Genomic DNA, 22527 nt, shown 5'->3' on the forward strand with positions numbered 1-22527 from the left:
CGATGTTCGTCGAGGGCCGTCGCTGTTTCACGTGAAACAGCGACAACATCGACAGCCGTCGACGCGGAGGCCCGGGCGCTGCGTCCGGTGCGCGATGTTTCACGTGAAACGTCGCGGGCGCCCCTCGCGGAGCGAGGTCTGCCCCTGTCGGCGCAGGAGCGCGGCCGTGCCGCCGTAGATCAGGGCCACGCCGATGATCAGCGCGACGGACCGGCCGTCGACGGGGAGCATCAGCGCGGAGACCGCGGCGGCCCCGACGAAGGCGACGTTGAACAGCACGTCGTAGACCGAGAAGACCCGGCCCCGGAAGTCGTCGTCCACCCGGGACTGCACGACCGTGTCGGTGGAGATCTTCGCGCCCTGCGTGGCCAGACCGAGGACGAACGCGGCCACGAGCATCGGCCCGGGGGCGAAGAACAGCCCCAGCGCCGGGACCAGCACGGCCGAGCCGGCGGCGCAGCAGCCGATCCAGGCAGCGGGGCCCAGCCGGGTCACGAGCCAGGGCGTGATCACGGCCGCCGCGAAGAACCCGGCACCGGAGACCCCGACGGCGATGCCCAGCAGGGCCAGGCCGTCCGACTCGTTGTCCGACCAGGAGTAGCGGCAGAGCATCAGCAGCATCACCGTGAGCGCCCCGTAGCAGAACCGCATCAGGGTCATCGCGGTGAGCGCCAGGGCGGCCTCGCGCCGCTCGGCCAAGTGCCGCAGGCCCTCGACCATGCCGCGGGCGGTGAGCGCGACCCCCTCCAGCGGAGAGGGGTGGACCCTGCCGGGCGGATGGTCGGGCCCCAGCAGGTCGACGGCCAGGCGCAGGGCGACGAGGGCCGCGCCCAGGTAGAGGGCGGCGCCCAGCAGCACCACCACGGCGTTGGAGCCCGAGCCCAGGAGCCGCACGAGGAAGGCCAGGCCGCCGCCGGCGACGGCCGCGAGGGTCCCGGCGGTGGGCGAGAGGGCGTTCGCCGTGACCAGCAGGGCGGGGTCGACGACGCGGGGCAGGGAAGCGGCGAGGCCGGCGAGGACGAAGCGGTTCACGGCGGTCACGGACAGGGCGGAGGCGTAGAAGAGCCAGTCCGGTACGTGGGCCACGATCAGCATGCCGGTCACGCAGGCGAGGAAGGCCCGCAGCAGGTTGCCGTAGAGGAAGACCTGGCGACGGCGCCAGCGGTCGAGCAGGACCCCGGCGAAGGGGCCGATCACCGAGTAGGGCAGCAACAGGACGGCCATGGCCGAGGCGATGGCCGCGGGCGAGGCCTGCTTCTCCGGGGAGAACACCACGTAGGTGGCGAGCGCGACCTGGTAGACACCGTCGGCGGCCTGCGAGAGCAGCCGTACGGCGAGCAGGTTGCGGAAGTCCCTCAGGCGCAGGAGTACGCGCAGATCACGTACGACAGGCATGAGGGCAAGGGTCACATACGCCGTGGGTCCCCGGACACATTGTCCGGGGACCCACGGCGGAAGATCAGTCGAAGACCGGGTGTCCCGAAGGGACGCGCGGATCCTCGCGGCGACTAGCGCTCGACCTCGCCCTTGATGAACTTCTCGACGTTCGCGTAGGCCTCGTCGTCGAAGTACTGGACCGGCGGGGACTTCATGAAGTAGCTGGACGCCGACAGGATCGGGCCACCGACGCCGCGGTCCTTGGCGATCTTCGCGGCGCGCAGGGCGTCGATGATGACACCGGCGGAGTTCGGGGAGTCCCACACCTCGAGCTTGTACTCGAGGTTCAGCGGGACGTCGCCGAAGGCGCGACCCTCGAGGCGGACGTAGGCCCACTTGCGGTCGTCGAGCCACGCCACGTAGTCGGACGGGCCGATGTGGACGTTCTTCTCGCCGAGCTCACGGTCGGGGATCTGCGAGGTGACGGCCTGCGTCTTGGAGATCTTCTTCGACTCGAGGCGGTCGCGCTCGAGCATGTTCTTGAAGTCCATGTTGCCGCCGACGTTGAGCTGCATGGTGCGCTCGAGACGGACACCGCGGTCCTCGAACAGCTTCGCCATCACGCGGTGCGTGATGGTGGCGCCGACCTGGGACTTGATGTCGTCGCCGACGATCGGGACACCGGCCTCGGTGAACTTGTCGGCCCACTCCTTGGTGCCGGCGATGAAGACCGGGAGGGCGTTGACGAAGGCGACCTTGGCGTCGATGGCGCACTGGGCGTAGAACTTCGCCGCGTCCTCGGAACCGACGGGCAGGTAGCAGATCAGGACGTCGACCTGACGGTCCTTGAGGATCTGGACGACGTCGACGGGGGCCTCGGCGGACTCCTCGATCGTCAGGCGGTAGTACTTGCCCAGGCCGTCCAGGGTGTGGCCGCGCTGGACGGTCACGCCGGAGTTCGGGACGTCGCAGATCTTGATGGTGTTGTTCTCGCTGGCGCCGATGGCGTCGGAGAGGTCGAGGCCGACCTTCTTCGCGTCGACGTCGAACGCGGCGACGAACTCGATGTCGCGCACGTGGTAGTCGCCGAACTGGACGTGCATCAGCCCGGGGACCTTGGACGCCGGGTCGGCGTCCTTGTAGTACTCGACGCCCTGCACCAGCGAGGCGGCGCAGTTGCCCACGCCGACGATGGCTACGCGAACCGAACCCATTCCGGTTGCTCCCTGTTTGTTCTCGGAACGAGGCCTGCGAGATGCAGGCCTCACTTTGCAGTGTGGTCGGGCGGGCCGGGTCGTCTGCGATCCCGTCCCGCCCGCTCGCTCTCGATGAGCTCGTTCAGCCAGCGCACTTCCCGCTCCACGGATTCCATTCCGTGGCGTTGCAGTTCGAGCGTGTAGTCGTCGAGACGCTCCCGGGTCCGGGCGAGGGAGGCGCGCATCTTTTCGAGGCGCTCCTCCAGCCGGCTGCGGCGGCCTTCCAGCACGCGCATCCGCACGTCTCGTTCGGTCTGGCCGAAGAAGGCGAAGCGAGCGGCGAAGGACTCGTCTTCCCAGGTGTCGGGGCCGGTGTGGGACAGGAGCTCCTCGAAGTGCTCCTTGCCCGCGGCCGTCAACCGGTAGACGATCTTGGCGCGGCGCCCTGCGAGTGAAGCGGCGAGTGCGTCCTCCGGGGCGCTGCCCGGCTCCTCGATCAACCAGCCGTTGGCGACCAGCGTCTTGAGGCAGGGATAGAGGGTCCCGTAGCTGAACGCCCTGAAGACCCCCAGCGAGGTGTTGAGCCGCTTGCGCAGCTCGTAACCGTGCATGGGGGATTCGCGAAGCAGGCCGAGGACGGCGAACTCGAGGATGCCGGAGCGTCTGCTCATCCGCCTGCCTCTCTCTGCCTCTGAGTTTATGTCGAGCTGATGTATCGGCTCGATACATCCAGACGATAGAACGGGTGGACTCCGGCTACAAGTGGTGGCGTGGTGACCGGCGTCACATCACCAATTCGTACGACGTGAAGTGCCTGATTTGGGGTGAACTTCGGCACTGGTCGGGTTTTGACCGTGCGTAGTCTGTGCGGGCAGAAACCGCGCTAACCGGAATCCGTTTGCCGCTTCCAGGCCACTCGCCTGCCCGAGGAGTAGTCGTTCGATGAGCGAGCACCGCCGCAAACCGCCGCAGTCCCAGGGCGGCGGCCGCGCCGCCTCCCGCCGGGCTGCCCAGCAGCGCCCGGGACGGGGCGCCGGTCCCGGGCGGGAGGTACCCCCCGGCTCCCCCGCCGGCCCGCCGGGCGGCCAGGCCCCGTACGGCGGTCGCGCCGACGCCCGCCGGGCCGACCGCCGCGCGGCCCCCGGCCGCGGACGCCCCGCGGGCGGGGGGGATCGGGGCGGAAGCCGGTTCATCGACTACCCCCGCGCGGGCAAGGCCGGTTGGAAGCGCTTCGTCCCCTCCTGGAAGCTGGTCGGCGGCACCTTCCTCGGCTTCTTCGCCGTCATCGTGGCGGGCGCCGGCATCGGCATCGCCAGCGTGGGCACGCCCGACGCCAACAAGGCGGCGGAGGCGCAGAACAACGTCTTCCAGTGGGCCGACGGCACGCAGATGGTCGCCACGGGCGGTTCCACGAACCGCCAGATCGTCAGCATCGATCAGATCCCCGTGTCGATGCGGAACGCCGTGATCGCCGCGGAGAACGAGTCCTTCGAGACGGACAAGGGCGTCGACCCGATGGGCATCGCCCGCGCCGTGGTGAACATGGCCACCGGCGGCTCCACCCAGGGCGGCTCGACCATCACCCAGCAGTACGTGAAGAACACGTACCTGGACTCCGAGCAGACCCTCAAGCGCAAGGCCACCGAGCTGTTCATCGCGCTGCGCCTGGGCATGACGGAGGAGAAGGACGTCGTCCTCGCCGGCTACCTGAACACCGCCTACTACGGTCGGGACGCCTACGGGATCCAGGCCGCCGCCCGCGCCTACTTCGGCAAGGACTGCAAGGACCTCAACCCGTCCGAGAGCGCCTTCCTCGCCTCCCTGCTCAAGGGTCCGAACCTCTACAACCCGGACGGCGGCATCGGCACCGCCGCCACCCCCGAGGCCAACGAGAAGCGCGCCCGCGCCCGCTGGGCCTGGGTCCTGGACCGCGAGGTCGCCGTCGGCCGGATGACGAAGGCCGAGCGCGACAAGTACAAGGACTCCGACTTCCCGGCCCGCGTGGAGTCCGAGCAGGCCCGTGGCATGGGCGGGCAGACCGGCTACCTCGTCGACGTGGCCAAGGCCTACGTGATGAAGACCGGCGACATCACCGCGGAGAAGCTGGCGATGGGCGGCTACACGATCCGCACCACCTTCGAGAAGCCCCGGGTCGACGCCCTAGTGAAGGCCGTCGAGGACACCCGCAACGACTTCCTCGACGTGAAGAAGCGCCCCGAGTACGACACGTTCGTGCAGGTCGGAGCCGCCTCGGTGGACGTGAAGACGGGAGCGATCGTCGCCCTGTACGGCGGCCCCGGCTTCGACCAGAAGCACTTCAGCAACAACGCCAACACCTCCGGCGTCCCCGTCGGCTCGACCTGGAAGCCCTACGTCCTGGCCGCGGCCATGCAGTACGGCACGCAGAACTCCAAGGGCTCGGGCATCTCGATCGACAGCAAGTACAACGGCGACGACCTCGCGGTGATCAACAACCGCGAGGGCAAGCCGCTGCTCGGCTCCAACGGACAGCCCTTCCGCCAGAAGAACGAGAGCCCCGAGGCCCACGGCTACGTGACCCTCAACGAGGCGATGCGCCAGTCGATCAACGTGCCCTTCGCCCAGCTCGTCTTCGACGTCGGCCACAGCAAGGTCCGCTCGGTGGCCAAGTCCACGGGCATCCTGGAGGAGTCGATGGACGCGAACAACAACGCCTCCTTCGCCCTCGGCACCTCGACGCCCAGCGCCATCCGCATGGCCGACTCCTACGCGACCTTCGCCGCCTCCGGCACCCACCGCGAGCCCTACTCGGTGCAGTCGGTCGTCAAGGGAGGCAAGGAGCTGCCCGGGTTCGAGCCCCCGAAGGAGGCCCGGGCCATGGACGACGACATCGCCGACAACATCACCAAGGTGCTCCGCAACGTCGTCGAGAACGGCACCGGCACCAAGGCGAAGAAGCTGGGCCGGCCGGCCGCCGGCAAGACCGGCACCACCGACCAGAACAAGTCGGCCTGGTTCGTCGGCTACACCCCGCAGCTGTCCACCTCGGTGACCCTCTTCCGCAACGACCCGAACGCCAAGGGCAAGGACCGCAAGCTGCTGTCCATGAACCACGTGGGCGGTGTCGACTCCATCCACGGTGGTGACATCCCGGCCGTGATCTGGACCGAGTACATGCGCGAGGCCCTCAAGGACACCCCGGTCAAGCAGTTCCCCGAGGCCGAGGACATCGGCGTCACCGCGGACGCGGCCGGCGCGCCCACCCCGACCCCGGCGGCGTCCCCGTCGCCGTCGGTCTCCCCCTCCACCTCCCCCTCGACCTCCCCGTCGACGGTCTCGCCCTCCCCGTCCGACGACGGCAAGCCGAGCTGCCGTCCCGGCCCGTGGAACCTGTGCGACCCGACGAACACCGGCGGCGCGGGCAACGGGGGCAACGGCGGCAACGGCCCCGGCGGAGGCAACGGCGGCCGGGGCGGCACCACCAACGGCGGACTGCCCACCGGCGGCAACGACGGGGGCGCCGGCGGCGGCGAGCCCTCCCCGACGTACACGGGCCGGCCCGGCCGTCCCGGCGGTACGACCAACTGGGGAGCCAACATGGGCATCGGCGGCTGACCCCCCGATCGATCCGGGTCGACCACCCGCCGCTCCCCGGCCGGTGACCGCACCCACCCGCACCACGCACCACCGCACCACGCACCACCGCACCACGCACGACCGCACCACCGCACCACCAGAGGGCCGTCGCACCGCCGCGACGGCCCTCGCCCGTGTCCGGTGCGGTACGGCAGGATGAGCGCATGACCCAGGTGCACGAGGACCGGCCCGTACTGCCCACGCAGCAGGACGAGGTCGCGGCGGCCGGCAGCGAGCTCATCGGCGGCCCGATCGGCCGCCGCGCCCGCCTCGGTGGCCACTGGCTGAACCCCGTACGCGTCGTGGCCCTCGTCATGCTCGGCATGTTCGCGCTCGGCATGGCGCAGAAGGCGCCCTGCTACGACTGGGCCTGGTTCCGCGGAGCGGCCTCCCAGTACACGCACGCCTGCTACTCGGACATCCCGCACCTGTACTCCGCCCGGGGCTTCGCCGAGGGGCTCACGCCGTACGTCGACAAGTTCCCCGACATCGCCACGGACCCGAAGTTCGGCGGCATGGAGTACCTGGAGTACCCGGTGCTCACCGGGGCCTTCATGCAGGTCGCCTCCTGGCTCACGCCCACCGCCGGCAGCATCCAGCACCGCGAGCAGATGTACTGGATGGTCAACGCGGGCATGCTGATGATCTGCGCCGCGGTCATCGCCGTCTGCGTCGCCCGCACCCACCGCAACCGGCCCTGGGACGCCCTGCTGCTCGCCCTGGCCCCCGCCTTCGCGCTCACGGCCACCATCAACTGGGACCTGCCGGCCGTCGCCCTGACCGCCGTCGCCATGCTGATGTGGTCGCGCGGCCGGCCCGCCCTCGCCGGTGTCGCCATCGGCCTGGCCACCGCCGCCAAGCTCTACCCCGTCCTGCTGCTCGGGGTCCTGTTCGTGCTCTGCTGGCGGGCGGGCAGGTGGCGGGCCTTCGGCGCGGCCACCCTCGCGGCCGTCGCCGCATGGCTCGCCGTCAACGTTCCCGTCATGTACGTCGCCTGGGACGGCTGGAAGCGCTTCTACGTCTTCAGCCAGGAGCGGCCCATCGACTTCGGCTCCGTCTGGCTGCTGATCTCGCAGCGCACCGGCAACCCCCTGGACGGGGCCAACACCTACGCGACGGGCCTCACGCTGCTGCTGTGCCTGTCCATCGGGCTGCTCACCCTGACGGCCCCGCGCCGGCCCCGCTTCGCCCAGCTGGCCTTCCTGGTGGTGGCGGCGTTCATCCTCGCCAACAAGGTCTACTCGCCGCAGTACGTGCTGTGGCTCATCCCGCTCGCCGCGCTCGCCCGGCCCCGCTGGCGGGACTTCCTGATCTGGCAGGCCGGCGAGGTCCTCTACTACCTCGGGATCTGGTTCTACCTCGCCTACACCTCCAGCGGCGACAAGCACCAGGGCCTGCCCGTGGAGGGCTACCAGCTGGCCATCGCCGCCCACCTGCTGGCGACGATCTACCTGTGCGCCGTGGTGGTGCGCGACATCCTGCTGCCCGAACACGACGTCGTACGGCGCGACGGCGCCGACGACCCCTCCGGCGGCGTCCTGGACGGCGCCGAGGACGTGTTCACCCTGAGGGAAGCACGGAAGGCGCCGCGGGACGCGGCGCCTTCCGTGGGACAGCGGGTCGACTGGGGCACGGACCCCGGTCGCTGACGGGCCCGGCGGGGCCCGTCAGGCGGGGCTCAGGCGTCGAGCACCCGGTCGAACTGGGTGGTGGTGTGCCGCAGGTGCGCGACCAGCTCGTCGCCCACCTTCGGCTCGGTGGCGTCCGAGGGCACGAACAGGATCGACACCTGCATGTGCGGCGGCTCCGCGAACCACCGCTGCTTGCCCGCCCACACGAAGGGCGACAGGTTGCGGTTGACCGTGGCCAGACCGGCCCGGGCGACGCCCTTGGCACGCGGCATCACCCCGTGCAGGGCCTTGGGGGCCTCCAGGCCCACACCGTGCGAGGTGCCGCCCGCGACGACGACCAGCCAGCCGTCCGAGGCGGCCTTCTGCTGCCGGTAGCCGAAGCGGTCCCCCTTGCCGACGCGGGTGACGTCCAGGACCGAGCCGCGGTACTGCGTCGCCTCGTGGTCGCCGAGCCACAGCCGGGTGCCGATGCGGGCCCGGAAGCGGGTCTGCGGGAACTGCTGCTGGAGGCGCGCCAGCTCCTCGGCCCGCAGGTGGCTGACGAACATGGTGTGCAGCGGCAGCCGGGCCGCGCGCAGCCGGTCCATCCAGCCGATGACCTCCTCGACGGCGTCCGAGCCGTCCGGGCGGTCCAGCGGCAGGTGGAGGGCGAAGCCCTCCAGCCGCACGTCCTCGATCGCCGACTGGAGCAGGCCCAGGTCCTGCTCGGAGATGCCGTGGCGGCGCATCGAGCTCATGCACTCGATGACCACGCGGGCGCCGACCAGACCGCGGACCCCGTCCACCGAGGAGACCGAACGGATCACCCGGTCCGGCAGCGGCACCGGTTCCTCGCCGCGCCGGAACGGGGTGAGGACGAGCAGGTCACCGCCGAACCAGTCCTTGATTTTGGCCGCCTCGTACGTCGTGCCCACGGCCAGGATGTCGGCGCCCATCCGGGTCGCCTCCTCGCACAGCCGCTCGTGGCCGAAGCCGTAGCCGTTGCCCTTGCAGACCGGGATCAGTCCGGGGAACTGGTCGATGATCTGCTTCTGGTGCGCACGCCAGCGCGCGGTGTCGACGTAGAGCGTGAGCGCCATGCCCGTCCGGAGCCTCTCTCGGAAGGCTGCGTGGTGCAGCCGGTGCGGTGTGTGTGGGGTGGGGTGGAGCGGGGGGTCAGCGGCGCGACATGTAGATGTCGAGCGCCTTGTGCAGCATCTTGTTGAGCGGGAAGTCCCACTCGCCGACGTACTCGACGGCCTCGCCGCCGGTACCCACCTTGAACTGGATGAGACCGAACAGGTGGTCGTTCTCGTCCAGGGTGTCACTGATGCCGCGCAGGTCGTAGACGCTGGCGCCGAGCGCGTAGGAATCGCGCAGCATGCGCCACTGCATCGCGTTGGAGGGGCGGACCTCGCGCTTGTGGTTGGCGGAGGCGCCGTAGGAGTACCAGACGTGCTGGCCGACGGTGAGCATCGTGGCGGCGGCCAGCGGCTCCCCCTCGTGCGTCGCGATGTACAGCCGCATCCGGTTCGGGTCCTCGGAGTTGAGGGCCGTCCACTGGCGCTGGAAGTAACTGAGCGGGCGGGGGCGGAACTTGTCGCGCTCGGCGGTGATCTCGTAGAGGTGCTGCCAGGTCGGCAGGTCCTCGTAGCCGCCCTGGACGACCTCGACGCCGGCCTTCTCGGCCTTCTTGATGTTGCGGCGCCACAGCTGGTTGAAGCCCTTGAGGACGTCGTCCAGCGAGCGGTTCGCCAGCGGCACCTGGAAGACGTAGCGCGGCTGTACGTCGCCGAAGCCGGCGCCGCCGTCCTCGGCCTGCTGCCAGCCCATGCGGCGCAGCTTGTCGGACACCTCGAAGGCGCGGGGCTCGATGACCGAAGCCTCCACGTCGCGCAGGCGCTTGACGTCCGGGTCCTGGATGCCGGACTTGATCGCGGCGGCGTTCCAGCGCCGGATGACGACGGGCGGACCCATCTTCACGGTGAAGGCGCCCTGCTGCTTGAGGTGCGCCAGCATCGGCTGGAGCCATTCCTCCAGATTCGGGGCGAACCAGTTGATGACGGGCCCCTCGGGGAGGTACGCGAGGTAGCGCTTCACCTTGGGCAGCTGCCGGTACAACACGAGCGCGGCGCCGACGAGTTCACCGTGGGCGTCGAACCAACCGAGGTTCTCCGAACGCCACTCGTTCTTGACGTCGGCCCACGCCGGGACCTGGCAGTGGCTCGCCGACGGCAGGCTCTGGAGGTAACCCAGATGCTGCTCTCGGCTGATGGTCCTCAGGGACAGGCTCATGCGGGGCGTCTCCTCGGCGGCTTCGCTGGCTATGGCGCGAAGCCTACTGCGACGGGGGCGCCACCCATCTGGGGGACGGGCCGTAGGCCGGGGCGGAGGTCCGCCGGCGCCCCGTCGAGGAGGTCCCCCGGTCAGCCCAGCCAGCCGCCGAAGAGGCCGCCGTGGGCCATGCCGAGGAAGAAGCCGAGGGCAGACGCGCCAAGGCCGATGATCAGTGCGAAGCGCTCGCGTGTCGTTTCGGAGATGAACTGCCCGTAGGCCCCGGTCGCGATTCCGATCAGTCCGGCCCACGAGGTCAGCAGGTGCAGGTTGTGGAAGAACGCAGTGACGAACGCCACGGCACCGAGGGCCAGCGTGACGGCCATCAGGGTGTCCTGGAGCGGATGGGGCTTGCCGTCGGTGGCGAGCAGGGAGATCGCCGGGGGCGAGGCGGAGGGGGACTGGCCGTGCATTGCCTGTGCCATCGGAAGGCACCTCCTGGCTGACGCAGAGCGGTGCTGCGGGGCCGTCCCGACGGGGGTCGGGGCGTAGCACCGAGCACACCCGATGAGTACAGATTGCGGCCGGTCACCGCCGGATTTCAACCGGAAGGAGGCGAGCGGGTACTCTGTACGGTCTGCGCGGTGTCTGCTCTCGGACGCCGTGCGCACGCATCACGACCCTCCTGCCACGGAACGACCGTGGCCGCTGAGTCCAAAGGAGGTGGGTTCCACATGCGTCACTACGAAGTGATGGTCATCCTCGACCCCGATCTCGAGGAGCGCGCTGTCTCCCCGCTGATCGAGAACTTCCTCTCCGTCGTCCGTGAGGGCAACGGAAAGGTCGAGAAGGTCGACACCTGGGGCCGTCGTCGTCTCGCTTACGAGATCAAGAAGAAGCCCGAGGGCATCTACTCGGTCATCGACCTGCAGGCCGAGCCTGCGGTCGTCAAGGAGCTCGACCGCCAGATGAACCTGAACGAGTCGGTTCTCCGGACCAAGGTCCTTCGCCCCGAGACCCACTGAACCTCGGTTCAGCGGTAATCGGGATCGAGTAGCACAGCAGCCCCAGCAGCAATCCCCGCCGAGAGGTTCATCCATGGCAGGCGAGACCGTCATCACGGTCGTCGGCAATCTCGTCGACGACCCCGAGCTGCGCTTCACCCCCTCGGGTGCGGCGGTCGCGAAGTTCCGTGTCGCGTCCACCCCCCGCACCTTCGACCGTCAGACCAACGAGTGGAAGGACGGCGAGAGCCTGTTCCTGACCTGCTCGGTGTGGCGGCAGGCGGCGGAGAACGTCGCCGAGTCCCTCCAGCGGGGCATGCGCGTCATCGTGCAGGGCCGGCTGAGGCAGCGGTCGTACGAGGACCGTGAGGGTGTCAAGCGCACGGTCTACGAGCTGGACGTCGAGGAAGTCGGCCCCAGCCTGAAGAACGCCACGGCCAAGGTCGCCAAGACCACGGGTCGCGGCGGCCAGGGTGGTTACGGCGGCGGCGGTCAGCAGCAGGGTGGCGGCGGCGGCTGGGGCGGAGCCCCCAGCGGCGGCGGCGCCCCGCAGGGCGGCGGAGCTCCCTCCGACGACCCGTGGGCGTCCAGCGCGCCGGCCGGCGGTCAGCAGCAGGGCGGCGGGGGCGGCTGGGGCGGAAGCTCCGGCGGCTCCGGCGGTGGCTACTCGGACGAGCCGCCCTTCTAGGGCAGCCCGTATCCCCACTTCTTGATCACACAGGAGAGACACAATGGCGAAGCCGCCTGTGCGCAAGCCTAAGAAGAAGGTCTGCGCGTTCTGCAAGGACAAGACCGCGTACGTGGACTACAAGGACACGAACATGCTGCGGAAGTTCATTTCCGACCGCGGCAAGATCCGTGCCCGCCGCGTTACCGGCAACTGCACGCAGCACCAGCGTGACGTCGCCACGGCCGTGAAGAACAGCCGTGAGATGGCGCTGCTGCCCTACACGTCCACCGCGCGATAAGGAAAGGGTGACCGACTAATGAAGATCATCCTGACCCACGAGGTCTCTGGCCTCGGCACCGCCGGCGATGTCGTCGACGTCAAGGACGGTTACGCTCGCAACTACCTGGTCCCGCGTGGTTTCGCGATCCGCTGGACCAAGGGTGGCGAGAAGGACGTGGCGCAGATCCGCCGCGCCCGCAAGATCCACGAGATCGCGACCATCGAGCAGGCCAACGAGGTCAAGGCCCGTCTCGAGGGTGTCAAGGTCCGTCTGGCCACCCGCGCGGGTGACGCCGGTCGTCTCTTCGGCTCCGTGACGCCGTCCGACATCGCCACGGCGATCGAGGCGTCCGGTGGCCCGAAGGTCGACAAGCGTCGCGTGGAGCTGGGCTCCCCGATCAAGACCCTCGGTTCGTACCAGGTCTCCGTGCGTCTGCACGCCGAGGTCGCCGCGAACGTGGGCATCGAGGTCGTCGCCGCCTAAGGGCAGCGCATGAAGGGCCGCACCCCTCGGGGTGCGGCCCTTCGTCGTTCCCGGGGTCTTCCGGTGCTTCCGAGGTCCTCCGGGGCGGCGGGGCCGGCGGTGATGTTTCACGTGAAACGCGACCGATCCCCGTGTTTCACGTGAAACACGGGGCCGGGGGCCGGGGCTTCGGGGCTCCGAGCGTGACGGCGGGGGCAGGTGCGCGGCCTGCGTGCGTCAGCGGGTGGCGCCCGCGACCAGCCAGCGTCCGGAACGGGCCCGCAGCTGGAGGGTGACCATCCGGACCAGCATCATCAGGGTCATGGCCCACCACAGGGCGGTCAGACCGCCGCCGAGGGCGGGGACGAGCAGGGCCGCGGGGGCGAACACGGCGAGGGTCAGCAGCATGGCCCGGGCGAGGTAGGGGCCGTCGCCGGCGCCCATCAGCACGCCGTCCAGGACGAAGACGACCCCGGAGACCGGCTGGGACAGCGCGACGACGAGCAGGGCGGGCAGCAGGGCGTCCTCCACCACCGGGTCGCTGGTGAACAGCGGGATGAAGACCGGGCGGGCCAGGACCACCAGCAGTCCGAGCACGATGCCGGAGCCGATGCCCCACCGCACCATGCGCCGGCAGACGTCGCGGGCGCCCTCGGTGTCGCCGGCTCCCAGGTAGCGGCCGATGATGGCCTGACCGGCGATGGCGATGGCGTCCAGCGCGAACGCGAGCAGGCTCCACAGGGACAGCAGGATCTGGTGGGCGGCGATGTCGGCGTCCCCGAGCCGGGCGGCCACGGCGGTGGCGATCATCAGGATGGCGCGCAGGGACAGGGTGCGGACCAGCAGCGGGACGCCGGCCTGGGCGCAGGCCCGGATGCCGGCCGCGTCGGGGCGCAGGGAGGCGCCGTGGCGGCGGGCCCCCCGGATGACCACGACGAGGTAGACGGCGGCCATGGCGCACTGGGCGATGACGGTGCCCCAGGCGGAGCCGGCGATGCCGAGGTCCGCCCCGTAGACCAGGGCGACGTTCAGGACGCCGTTGAGGGCGAAGCCGCCGATGGCCACGTAGAGCGGCGTACGGGTGTCCTGGAGGCCGCGGATGACGCCGGTGGCGGCGAGCACCACGAGCATCGCGGGGATGCCGAGGGCGGAGATCCGCAGGTAGGTGATCGCGAAGGGGGCCACGGTGTCCGAGGCGCCGAACAGGGAGATGAGCGAGGGCGCGGTGGGCAGGACGACGGCCACGACGGCGGCGCCGAGCAGCAGGGCCAGCCAGATGCCGTCCATGCCCTGGCGTATGGCGGCCGGGAGGTCGCCCGCGCCGACCCTGCGGGCGACGGCCGCGGTGGTGGCGTAGGCGAGGAAGACGAAGACGCTCACGGCGGTGGTGAGGAGGGCGGCGGCGACGCCGAGCCCGGCCAGCTGGGGGGTGCCGAGGTGGCCCACGATGGCGCTGTCGGCCATCACGAAGAGGGGTTCGGCGACGAGGGCGCCGAAGGCCGGCACGGCCAGGGCGAGGATCTCGCGGTCGTGCCGTCTCGGGGCGGTCTTCGCAGCTGTGGGCGCCTGTGTCATGTGCCCAATCTAATCTTCCACAGGTAATGGATGCAAGGGTGTTGCAATCCTTACAGAGTCTCTGACTTGGGCGTTCTTCCCGCCTCGTTGGAGGCGATCTTGAGACAGTGGCGAAGATTTTTCTCCTGCACAGCCCGAAGGTGTCGAAAGTGCAGGTCAGATAGGGTGTGGGGGTGGGTCGGGTGATTTTGTCCACAGCACCGTCCCCCGGTCCGTGCACAGCTTCGGGCGAGTTACCCACAGCATTGGGACCGTCGTCCACATCTCATCCACACAGCCTGTGGATAACAAGATTGGCTGACGCCGCTCGCGGCCCTACCGTTGGGCGTTGCCCGACGCGCCGACAGCCGTTCCGGGCGCCCCAAATGTCAGAGCCGTGTCGTAGAAAGAGTGACACGGCGAGGTCCGCGTTGCGGACGGGAGGAGGTGGCCCGGTGAGCATGCCCGAGCCCATGGACGACCCCTGGGCCGACAGCGGTCCCAGTGACCGTCTGCCCGCCCGTCCGCGCCGGAACGGCGAGGGCCGCGGCCGTCGTGACGACCAGGACGACCAGGGCCGCGAGGGCGGCTCCTGGGACGGTGGTGGCGGCGGCTTCGAGCGGGTCCCCCCGCAGGACCTCGACGCCGAGCAGTCGGTCCTCGGCGGCATGCTGCTCTCCAAGGACGCGATCGCCGACGTCGTCGAGGTCCTCAAGGGCCACGACTTCTACCGGCCCTCCCACGAGACGATCTACCAGGCCATCCTCGACCTGTACGCCAAGGGAGAGCCCGCCGACCCGATCACCGTCGGCGCGGAGCTGACCCGGCGCGGCGAGATCTCCAAGGTCGGCGGGGCCTCGTACCTGCACACCCTCGTGCAGTCCGTCCCCACGGCGGCCAACGCCGAGTACTACGCGGAGATCGTCCACGAGCGTGCCGTCCTGCGCCGCCTGGTCGCCGCCGGTACGAAGATCACGCAGATGGGCTACGCGGCGGACGGCGACGTCGACGAGATCGTCAACAGCGCCCAGGCCGAGATCTACGCCGTCACCGAGCAGCGGACCTCGGAGGACTACCTGCCGCTCGGCGACATCATGGAGGGCGCGCTCGACGAGATCGAGGCGATCGGCTCGCGCAGCGGGCAGATGTCGGGCGTCCCCACCGGGTTCACGGACCTCGACTCGCTGACCAACGGCCTGCACCCCGGCCAGATGATCGTCATCGCCGCGCGTCCCGCCATGGGCAAGTCGACGCTCGCGCTGGACTTCGCGCGCGCCTGCTCCATCAAGAGCAACCTGCCGAGCGTGATCTTCTCCCTCGAAATGGGCCGCAACGAGATCGCGATGCGCCTCCTCTCGGCGGAGGCCCGCGTTGCCCTGCACCACATGCGTTCGGGCACCATGACCGACGACGACTGGACCCGGCTCGCCCGCCGCATGCCCGACGTCTCGGCCGCCCCCCTCTACATCGACGACTCGCCGAACCTGTCGATGATGGAGATCCGGGCCAAGTGCCGGCGCCTCAAGCAGCGCAACGATCTGTCGCTCGTCGTCATCGACTACCTCCAGCTGATGCAGTCCGGCGGCTCGCGCCGGCCCGAGAGCCGCCAGCAGGAAGTCTCGGACATGTCCCGAAACCTCAAGCTGCTGGCCAAGGAGCTGGAGGTCCCGGTGATCGCGCTCTCCCAGCTGAACCGTGGCCCCGAACAGCGCACCGACAAGAAGCCGATGGTCTCCGACCTGCGTGAATCCGGTTCCATCGAGCAGGACGCCGACATGGTGATCCTGCTGCACCGAGAGGACGCCTACGAGAAGGAGTCCCCGCGCGCGGGCGAGGCCGACCTGATCGTCGCCAAGCACCGAAACGGTCCCACCGCGACCATCACCGTGGCCTTCCAGGGGCATTATTCGCGGTTCGTGGACATGGCCAACACGTAGCATCCGGGCATGGACGCCCTTTCCGAAGACCTCGAACCGCTCCCCTCCACCCGGCGCGCGCTGCGTCACCGGATCGCCGTCGCACAGAGCGAGGGGCGCGCCCCCTCCCTGGTGGCGGCCGTCGTGCGGGGCGGGCGGGTGGTCTGGGAGGGCTCCCGCACCTCGGTCGAGGGCCACGGGCCGGACGGCGACGTCCAGTACCGCATCGGCTCGATCACCAAGACGTTCACGGCCGTTCTGGTCATGCGACTGCGTGACGAGGGCCTGCTGGACCTCTCCGACCCCCTGGGCAAGCACCTGCCCGGGAGCGGCGCGGACGAGGTGACCATCGCCCAACTGCTGGCGCACACCGGAGGTTTGGCCGCCGAGACCCCCGGGCAGTGGTGGGAGCGCTCGTCCGCGGAGCTGCGGCCGACGCTCGCCGAGGTGCTGGGCGAGGAGCCGTTCAAGCACGCCCCGGGGCGCAGGTTCCACTACTCCAACCCCGGCTACACGCTGCTGGGTTCGCTCGTCGAGGCCCTGCGCGGCCGGCCCTGGGAGGAGGTGCTGCGCGCCGAGGTGCTGGAACCGCTGGGCCTGCACCGCACGAGCGGCCTGCCGCGGGCGCCGCACGCCGGGGGCTGGGCCGTGCACCCGTGGGCGGACGTGATGATGCCGGAGCCCGCCGAGGACCTCGGACTGATGGCCCCCGCAGGGCAGTTGTGGTCCACGACCACCGACCTGGCCCGCTTCGCGGTCTTCCTGGCACGCGGGGACGAGCGGGTGCTGAGCGCCGCGAGCGTACGGGAGATGCGCGCCCCCTCCGCGCCGGGCGAGCCCGGGTTCGCCGACCTCGGCTACGGATTGGGCCTCCAGCTCTCCGAGGCCGCGGGGCGGCGCCTCGTCGGGCACAACGGATCCCTGCCCGGGTTCGTGGCCGGGCTGTGGATGAGCGAGGCCGACGATCTGGCGGCGGTGGTCCTGGCGAACTGCACCTCCGGGGTGGCGACCGGCACGGTGGCGGCGGACCTCATCGGGATCGTCGCCGACGCGGAGCCGCGCTTCCCGGAACCCTGGCGCCCGTTCACCGAGGACGCCCGCGTGCCGCTGGAGCTGTGCGGAACCTGGTACTGGGGCACCGCGGCCCAGGTGCTGCGCCTGCGGTCGGACGGTTCCCTGGAGCTCGGCCCGGCGGGGGCGGTGGGCCGCACGGCCCGCTTCCGCGCCGAGGACGACGGCACGTGGACGGGCCTGACGGGTTACTACGCGGGTGAGACGCTGCGCGCCGTGCGGCGTGGCGACGGCACCGTGAGCCACCTGGACCTCGGCTCGTTCGTCTTCACCCGCGAGCCCTACGACGAGGGCGCCCCGGTGCCCGGCGGAGTCGACCCGCGGGGCTGGCGGGGCATCGGCTGACCTCAGAGCTGGAGCTTGAACCCGACGTGCGAGGCGGTGAAGCCGAGCCGCTCGTAGAAGCGGTGGGCATCGGTGCGGGTGGCGTCGGAGGTGAGCTGCACGAGCGAGCAGTTCTCCTGGCGGGACCGCTCGACGGCCCACTCGATGAAGAGGGTGCCCAGCCCGCTGCCGCGTTCGTCCGCGTGGACCCGTACCCCCTCGATGATGGAGCGGGTGGCGCCCTTGCGGGACAGTCCGGGGACGAACGTCAGCTGGAGGGTGCCGACGACGCGTCCGTCGCGGACGGCGACCACCACGTGCTGGTGGGGGTCGTCCGTCAGGCGCTTGAGGGCCGCGCGGTACGGGGCGAGGTCGTCCGGGGACTCGCGGCCGGCGCCCAGCGGGTCGTCGGCGAGCATCGCGACGATCTCCGGCAGGTCGGCCTCGGTGGCGGGACGGATGTCGAGGTCGGTGGAACGGGTCACGGTGCGGTGGTCCTTGTCTGTTCGATCCGTCCCCGAGGGGACGCGGTGGGACGTGGCGAGGACGGCCCGCCGGGTCAGCCGGTGGCCAGGGTGAAGGGTGCCCAGCGCCGGGTCCAGTCGCCGGGAAGTCCGGGTACGTCGCGGACCATGACGTCGTTGAAGGTCAGCGAGGCGAGGCCGCGCTCCTTCAGCCACGCGAGGAGCTCCTCGTGGCGTACGTCGACGTCGGTGCGCAGGGGGCGTTCGGTGCCGGCGGCGGCCTCGGTCACCAGGGCGCGGGCCGTCGCGTCGTCCCGGGCGATCAGCGGGCCGACGATGTGCGTGTCCATGCTGGGCCAGACGGACGCGTACCCGACGAGGGTGCCGGAGGGGTCCTCGGCCACCAGCAGGCGGTCCGCGTAGGCGGGCATCCGCGTGATCATGTGGGTCCGGTCGGTGCCGAAGACCTCGTTGTCCAGCCGGATGATCCCGGTGAGGTCCTCGGCCGTGGCGGCCCGTACGGAGACCGGGGCGGCGGCCGCAGCGGAGACGGGAGCGGCGCCGACGGCGGCGTCAGGGGTGGTGGGCTCCTCGGGGGCGGGGCGGAAGTGGCCCCGGACCATCTCCACGCGTCCCGTGGCATCGAAGCCGAGCTGCTCGTAGAGCGGTCGGCCGAAGGGCGTGGCGTGCAGGGTGAGCGGGATGCCGGCGAGCACCTCGTCGCACACGTGGGTCATCAGACGGCGCCCCAGCCCCTTGCGGGCGTATCGGTCGGCGACGAGGACCATCCCGATGGCGGCGAGGTCGGGCTTGCCCCGGTGGTCCCCGTAACGGGTGACGACACAGACGGCCGCGAGCCCCTGGCCGTCGGGGGCGTCGATCCCGTAGCCGTCCCCGGCGGCGAGCAGCAGTCCCCACCTGTTCTCCTCGCGTGGCCAGCCACGATCCTCGGACAGGTCGGCGCAGGGAAGGAGGTCGTCCAACCTCAGCGCGCGAATGGGCAGGTCGGTCAGCGGTGATGGTGTCACCGGCCCAGACTGGATCATCGATCAGGGCGCGTCCAGAGGATTTGGGAGACCGAGGGGGCGATGTTTCACGTGAAACAGGGCCCCGTTTCACGGCGAACCGGGGGGTGTTTCACGTGAAACGCGCTGTTTCACGTGAAACACAACGGCTAGCCTCGACAGCTATGACGCTCCTGCACCTCTTCGATCTCGACGGAACCCTCATGTACGGCTCGGCGGCGCCGGTGGAGATCTCCCGGCAGCTGGGCGTGGGCGAGGAGATCGCAAAGTTGGAGCGGGCCTTCGCCGCGCGAGAGATCGGACCGCACCAGTTCTCGATGGCCGCCCGCGAACTGTGGTCGGAGCTGACGACGGACCACGTGCGGGCGGCCTTCGACGGATCCCCCTGGCTGGCGGGCATCCGGGACGTCTGGACGGAGATCCGCGAGCGCGGCGACTACTGCGCCGTGATCTCCCTGTCCCCGTCCTTCTTCGTCGAGCTGCTGCTGGAGTGGGGGGCCCACGCCGCGCACGGCTCGGTGTTCCCGGAGGTGCCCTTCACCCGGCCCGTCGAAGCGGCCGGGATCCTGACGCCCGAGGCCAAGGTGGACGTCGCGGACCGGCTCTGCGAGCGGTTCGGGGTGGGGCGCGTCGACTGTGTCGCGTACGGGGACTCGATGACCGATGCCGTCCTCTTCGAGGCGGTTCCGCGATCGGTGGCGGTGAACGCCCGACCGTATCTGGCGGAGCGGGCGACGCACGTCTATCAGGGCCGTGACCTGCGCGAGGCATACCAGCTCGTGGGCGCGGCACGCCCGGAAGTCGACGCATCTTAAGGGGAAGGTGGGTTCGAAACGCGGATTTTCCCCATTCCCCCGCCGGGCCCCCGGTCGGCCGGCACGCTGTGAAACCCGGAACCTCGGATTCGAGGCCGTGGCGTGTGCAGACCCGACCGAGATGCTCGAAGCGAGGCACCACATGGACGCTCCGCCCACCAGAGCGGCAAGACCGACGGGCCGGATACCCTCCGAGGACGCGAAAGAGCCTTCCCCGGACGCCGTGCTCATCCGCCGGACGCTCGCGGAGATCGCACCGGTCGCCGACAAGGTCACCTCCTACTTCTACGCCCTGGTCTTCACGGGCCACCCCGACGTGCGGGGACTGTTCCCCGCGGCCATGGACGTGCAGCGCGACCGGCTGCTCAAGGCGCTGCTGACAGCCGCCGAACACATCGACGACCCCGAGGTCCTCACCCCGTACCTGCGCCGGCTGGGCACCGGCCACCGCAAGTACGGCACCATGGCGGCGCACTACCCGGCCGTGGGCGAGGCGCTGATCGGTGCGCTGAGCCGCTACTCGGAGTTCAGCTGGGGGCCGGAGACGCAGGCGGCGTGGGTGCGGGCGTACACCGCCATCTCCCAGATCATGATCGACGCCGCCGCCGAGGACGAGGCGAGGGCGCCGGCCTGGTGGCACGCGGAGGTGGTCTCCCACGAGCTGCGCACCCCCGACATCGCGGTGGTCACCGTCCGGCCCGACCAGCCCTACCCCTTCCTCGCGGGCCAGTACACGAGCCTGGAGACCCCGTGGTGGCCCCGGGTCTGGCGGCACTACTCCTTCGCCTCGGCGCCGCGCGCGGACGGCCTGCTGTCCTTCCACGTCAAGGCGGTCCCCGCGGGCTGGGTGTCCAACGCCCTCGTGCGCCACGCCCGACCGGGGGACGTCCTGAGGCTGGGCCCGCCCGCCGGGTCGATGGTGGTGGACCACAGCACGGACAACGGCATGCTGTGCCTGGGCGGCGGGACCGGGATCGCCCCGATCAAGGCCCTGATCGAGGACGTGGCCGAGCACGGCGAGCGGCGCCGGATGGAGGTCTTCTTCGGGGCGCGCAGCGACAGCGACCTCTACGACAAGGACACCCTGCTCGGGCTCCAGCGCTCCCACCCGTGGCTGTCGGTGCGCCCGGTGGTGGGCGAGGGGCTGGCGGGCCAGCTGCCACAGGCCGTGGGGGAACACGGGCCCTGGAGCTCGTACGACGCCTTCATCTCGGGGCCTCCCGCGATGATCCGCAGCGGGGTCGACGCGTTGAAGCGGATCGGGATCCCCGGCGAGCGGATCCGCCACGACGAGGTCGAGGAGCTGGCGGGCGTGGCCGGCTGAGACCGGCCCGCCGGCCTCGGCGCACCGGTCTCAGCCCTCGGCCCGCGGGATTCAGCCCTCGGCCCGCCGGACTCAGCCCTTCGCCCGCCCGCTCCCCGTCCGACTCAGCCCAGGTCCGGGGCGTGCATGGCGCGCACGCCCTCGATGTTCCCGTCGAGGTAGTGGCGCAGGGAGAGCGGGACGAGGTGGACCGCGGCGATGCCGACGCGGCTGAAGGGCACGCGGACGATCTCGTACTCGCCCTCGGGCTCGTCGACCTCCGGGCCGTGGCGCAGGGAGGGGTCCATCGAGGCGAGGTGGCAGACGAAGAAGTGCTGCACCTTCACACCGGTGACCCCACCGGAGGCGATGTGCTCGACCGTGTCCACGAAGCAGGGCACCACGTCGGTGATCTTGGCGCCGAGTTCCTCGTGGATCTCCCGGTGCAGGGCGTCGACGACGGTGGCGTCCGAGGGCTCCACTCCCCCGCCGGGAGTGAGCCAGTACGGATCGACGCCGGGCTTGGTGCGCTTGATGAGGATCAGGTCGTCGCCGTCGAGCAGGATCGCGCGGGCGGTGCGTTTGACCACCGGTCGTTCGGTCATGGGAGAAGAGTGGCCCGCGGCTCCCCTTCTGAAACGCGCCACGGGGCCGAAACCGCGACCGTCACCAGCGCACGGCGGCGCGCAGCAGGCGGTCGTGGGCCCGCGCGAGGTGCGCCAGACCGAGGCTGCCGGCGCGGACGGCGAGGAACCAGGTGCGCAGCGGGGGCACGTCGGGATCCAGCAGGGCCACGATCCGGCCCGCCGCGAGATCGTCCCCGCACAGGTAGCGCGGCAGTACGGCGAGGCCGGCGCCGGCCCGCACGCACTCCAGGACGGCCCGCAGGTCGGGGGCGACGACGGTGGCCGCGCACTCGGGCACGCGGTCGAAGACGGAGCCCCAGTAGCGGGTGACGAGGGGCAGGCTCTCGTGGACCTCGACGACGGGGATCCCGTCGAGGGCGAGGGGTCCCTTGTCGCGCAGCTCCGCCTGATCGACCAGGGCGGCCCAGTACGGCGCGGCCACCAGGACCTGGTCCTCGTCGCACAGGGGGCTCGCGGAGAACAGGCCGCCGCGGGGCCGGGAGGTGGTGACGACCAGGTCGTGCTGCCCGGCGGCCAGCCCGTCCAGGGCCTGCTCCGCGTCGGAGGTGAAGGCGGTGCGCAGGGTCTGGCCCTGGCCGACGAGGGGGGCGAGGGCGGGCAGCACCCGCAGCGACAGGAACTCCGGCGGGCCGGCGAGGTGCAGGGTCCGCAGGGTGCCGGCGACCTCCCGCTCGGTCTCGGCGATCCGCAGCAGGGCGTCGAGGTGCGGCGCGGCCTTGTGGGCCAGCTCGTCCCCCACGGCGGTGGGGGTGACCCCTCGGGCCCGGCGGTGGAACAGGGGCCGGCCCATTTGGCGTTCGAGGGTGCGGATCTGGGAGGTGACGGCGGGCTGGGACAGCCCGAGGAGTGTGGCGGCCCGGGTGAACGAGCCCGCCCGGTGCACGGCGACGAAAGTGCGCAGCAGGGCCAGGTCCATTTTT

21 protein-coding genes are annotated in these 22527 nt (G+C 70.7%); 10 read left to right on the forward strand and 11 right to left on the reverse strand.

All coding sequences use genetic code 11. From position 1 onward, the window contains the following. Positions 1-99: 99 nt before the first annotated feature. From ACZ6ZI_RS10035 to ACZ6ZI_RS10045, 3 genes are all read right to left on the reverse strand, one after another. Positions 100-1395, reverse strand: a complete 1296-nt coding sequence (locus ACZ6ZI_RS10035) for an MFS transporter (protein WP_469518367.1) — start codon at positions 1393-1395, stop codon at positions 100-102. 113 nt (positions 1396-1508) lie between these two features. Continuing rightward, on the reverse strand, positions 1509-2591 hold the full coding sequence (locus ACZ6ZI_RS10040) for an inositol-3-phosphate synthase (protein WP_363053528.1): 1083 nt from the start codon (positions 2589-2591) through the stop codon (positions 1509-1511). 50 nt (positions 2592-2641) lie between these two features. Then, positions 2642-3244 carry a PadR family transcriptional regulator gene (locus tag ACZ6ZI_RS10045; RefSeq protein WP_363053527.1) on the reverse strand — a complete coding sequence of 201 codons (603 nt, stop codon included), beginning with the start codon at positions 3242-3244 and terminating at the stop codon, positions 2642-2644. A 271-nt stretch (positions 3245-3515) separates the two neighbouring features. Between ACZ6ZI_RS10045 and ACZ6ZI_RS10050 the strand changes: the two genes are divergently transcribed. Both ACZ6ZI_RS10050 and ACZ6ZI_RS10055 read left to right on the forward strand, forming a co-directional pair. Then, on the forward strand, positions 3516-6167 hold the full coding sequence (locus ACZ6ZI_RS10050) for a transglycosylase domain-containing protein (RefSeq protein WP_469518371.1): 2652 nt from the start codon (positions 3516-3518) through the stop codon (positions 6165-6167). A 185-nt stretch (positions 6168-6352) separates the two neighbouring features. Then, complete coding sequence (locus ACZ6ZI_RS10055) at positions 6353-7837, forward strand: glycosyltransferase family 87 protein (RefSeq protein WP_469518373.1); 1485 nt, start codon at positions 6353-6355, stop codon at positions 7835-7837. A gap of 29 nt (positions 7838-7866) precedes the next feature. On the opposite strand, the gene ACZ6ZI_RS10060 is transcribed toward ACZ6ZI_RS10055, so the two are convergent. The 3 genes from ACZ6ZI_RS10060 to ACZ6ZI_RS10070 form a co-directional block, all read right to left on the reverse strand. Next, positions 7867-8898 carry an alanine racemase gene (locus ACZ6ZI_RS10060; RefSeq protein WP_469518375.1) on the reverse strand — a complete coding sequence of 344 codons (1032 nt, stop codon included), beginning with the start codon at positions 8896-8898 and terminating at the stop codon, positions 7867-7869. A gap of 76 nt (positions 8899-8974) precedes the next feature. Continuing rightward, positions 8975-10093 carry a lipid II:glycine glycyltransferase FemX gene (locus ACZ6ZI_RS10065; protein ID WP_363053523.1) on the reverse strand — a complete coding sequence of 373 codons (1119 nt, stop codon included), beginning with the start codon at positions 10091-10093 and terminating at the stop codon, positions 8975-8977. Between the two features lie 131 nt (positions 10094-10224). After that, complete coding sequence (locus tag ACZ6ZI_RS10070; RefSeq protein WP_469518377.1) at positions 10225-10557, reverse strand: hypothetical protein; 333 nt, start codon at positions 10555-10557, stop codon at positions 10225-10227. A 249-nt stretch (positions 10558-10806) separates the two neighbouring features. On the opposite strand from ACZ6ZI_RS10070, the gene rpsF reads away from it, so the two are divergent. From rpsF to rplI, 4 genes are all read left to right on the forward strand, one after another. After that, positions 10807-11097 carry a 30S ribosomal protein S6 gene (gene rpsF / locus ACZ6ZI_RS10075; RefSeq protein WP_004950685.1) on the forward strand — a complete coding sequence of 97 codons (291 nt, stop codon included), beginning with the start codon at positions 10807-10809 and terminating at the stop codon, positions 11095-11097. Between the two features lie 73 nt (positions 11098-11170). Beyond that, positions 11171-11764 (forward strand): single-stranded DNA-binding protein, encoded by a 594-nt coding sequence (locus tag ACZ6ZI_RS10080; RefSeq protein ID WP_469518380.1) that lies wholly within the window; start codon positions 11171-11173, stop codon positions 11762-11764. A 43-nt stretch (positions 11765-11807) separates the two neighbouring features. Then, entirely contained in the window at positions 11808-12044 is a 237-nt protein-coding gene (rpsR, locus tag ACZ6ZI_RS10085) for a 30S ribosomal protein S18 (RefSeq protein ID WP_005315025.1), read from the forward strand. Positions 12045-12062: 18 nt separating this feature from the next. Continuing rightward, on the forward strand, positions 12063-12509 hold the full coding sequence (gene rplI / locus ACZ6ZI_RS10090; RefSeq protein WP_363053520.1) for a 50S ribosomal protein L9: 447 nt from the start codon (positions 12063-12065) through the stop codon (positions 12507-12509). A gap of 216 nt (positions 12510-12725) precedes the next feature. On the opposite strand, the gene ACZ6ZI_RS10095 is transcribed toward rplI, so the two are convergent. After that, entirely contained in the window at positions 12726-14063 is a 1338-nt protein-coding gene (locus ACZ6ZI_RS10095; RefSeq protein WP_469518382.1) for an MATE family efflux transporter, read from the reverse strand. A 452-nt stretch (positions 14064-14515) separates the two neighbouring features. On the opposite strand from ACZ6ZI_RS10095, the gene dnaB reads away from it, so the two are divergent. Together dnaB and ACZ6ZI_RS10105 are read left to right on the forward strand one after the other, a co-directional pair. Then, the gene (gene dnaB, locus ACZ6ZI_RS10100; RefSeq protein WP_363053734.1) at positions 14516-15979 is read left to right on the forward strand and encodes a replicative DNA helicase; all 1464 of its coding nucleotides are present in this window, start codon (positions 14516-14518) and stop codon (positions 15977-15979) included. Between the two features lie 9 nt (positions 15980-15988). Next, entirely contained in the window at positions 15989-17374 is a 1386-nt protein-coding gene (locus ACZ6ZI_RS10105; protein ID WP_469518384.1) for a serine hydrolase domain-containing protein, read from the forward strand. A 2-nt stretch (positions 17375-17376) separates the two neighbouring features. Here the strand turns inward: ACZ6ZI_RS10105 and ACZ6ZI_RS10110 are convergent, their stop codons facing one another. Next, positions 17377-17838 (reverse strand): GNAT family N-acetyltransferase, encoded by a 462-nt coding sequence (locus ACZ6ZI_RS10110; protein WP_469518386.1) that lies wholly within the window; start codon positions 17836-17838, stop codon positions 17377-17379. A gap of 74 nt (positions 17839-17912) precedes the next feature. Further along, on the reverse strand, positions 17913-18863 hold the full coding sequence (locus ACZ6ZI_RS10115) for a GNAT family N-acetyltransferase (protein ID WP_469518388.1): 951 nt from the start codon (positions 18861-18863) through the stop codon (positions 17913-17915). A gap of 143 nt (positions 18864-19006) precedes the next feature. On the opposite strand from ACZ6ZI_RS10115, the gene ACZ6ZI_RS10120 reads away from it, so the two are divergent. Both ACZ6ZI_RS10120 and ACZ6ZI_RS10125 read left to right on the forward strand, forming a co-directional pair. Then, on the forward strand, positions 19007-19657 hold the full coding sequence (locus tag ACZ6ZI_RS10120; protein ID WP_469518391.1) for an HAD family hydrolase: 651 nt from the start codon (positions 19007-19009) through the stop codon (positions 19655-19657). Further along, positions 19560-20981, forward strand: coding sequence for a globin domain-containing protein (locus ACZ6ZI_RS10125; protein ID WP_469518668.1), 1422 nt, complete (start codon positions 19560-19562; stop codon positions 20979-20981). Before ACZ6ZI_RS10120 ends, ACZ6ZI_RS10125 begins: the two co-directional genes overlap by 98 nt. A gap of 104 nt (positions 20982-21085) precedes the next feature. Here the strand turns inward: ACZ6ZI_RS10125 and ACZ6ZI_RS10130 are convergent, their stop codons facing one another. Next, on the reverse strand, positions 21086-21565 hold the full coding sequence (locus ACZ6ZI_RS10130; RefSeq protein WP_363053513.1) for an NUDIX hydrolase: 480 nt from the start codon (positions 21563-21565) through the stop codon (positions 21086-21088). Positions 21566-21626: 61 nt separating this feature from the next. Further along, positions 21627-22523 carry a LysR family transcriptional regulator gene (locus tag ACZ6ZI_RS10135; RefSeq protein WP_469518394.1) on the reverse strand — a complete coding sequence of 299 codons (897 nt, stop codon included), beginning with the start codon at positions 22521-22523 and terminating at the stop codon, positions 21627-21629. Positions 22524-22527: the final 4 nt, after the last annotated feature.

This window comes from Streptomyces sp. NPDC103540, from assembly GCF_055584445.1.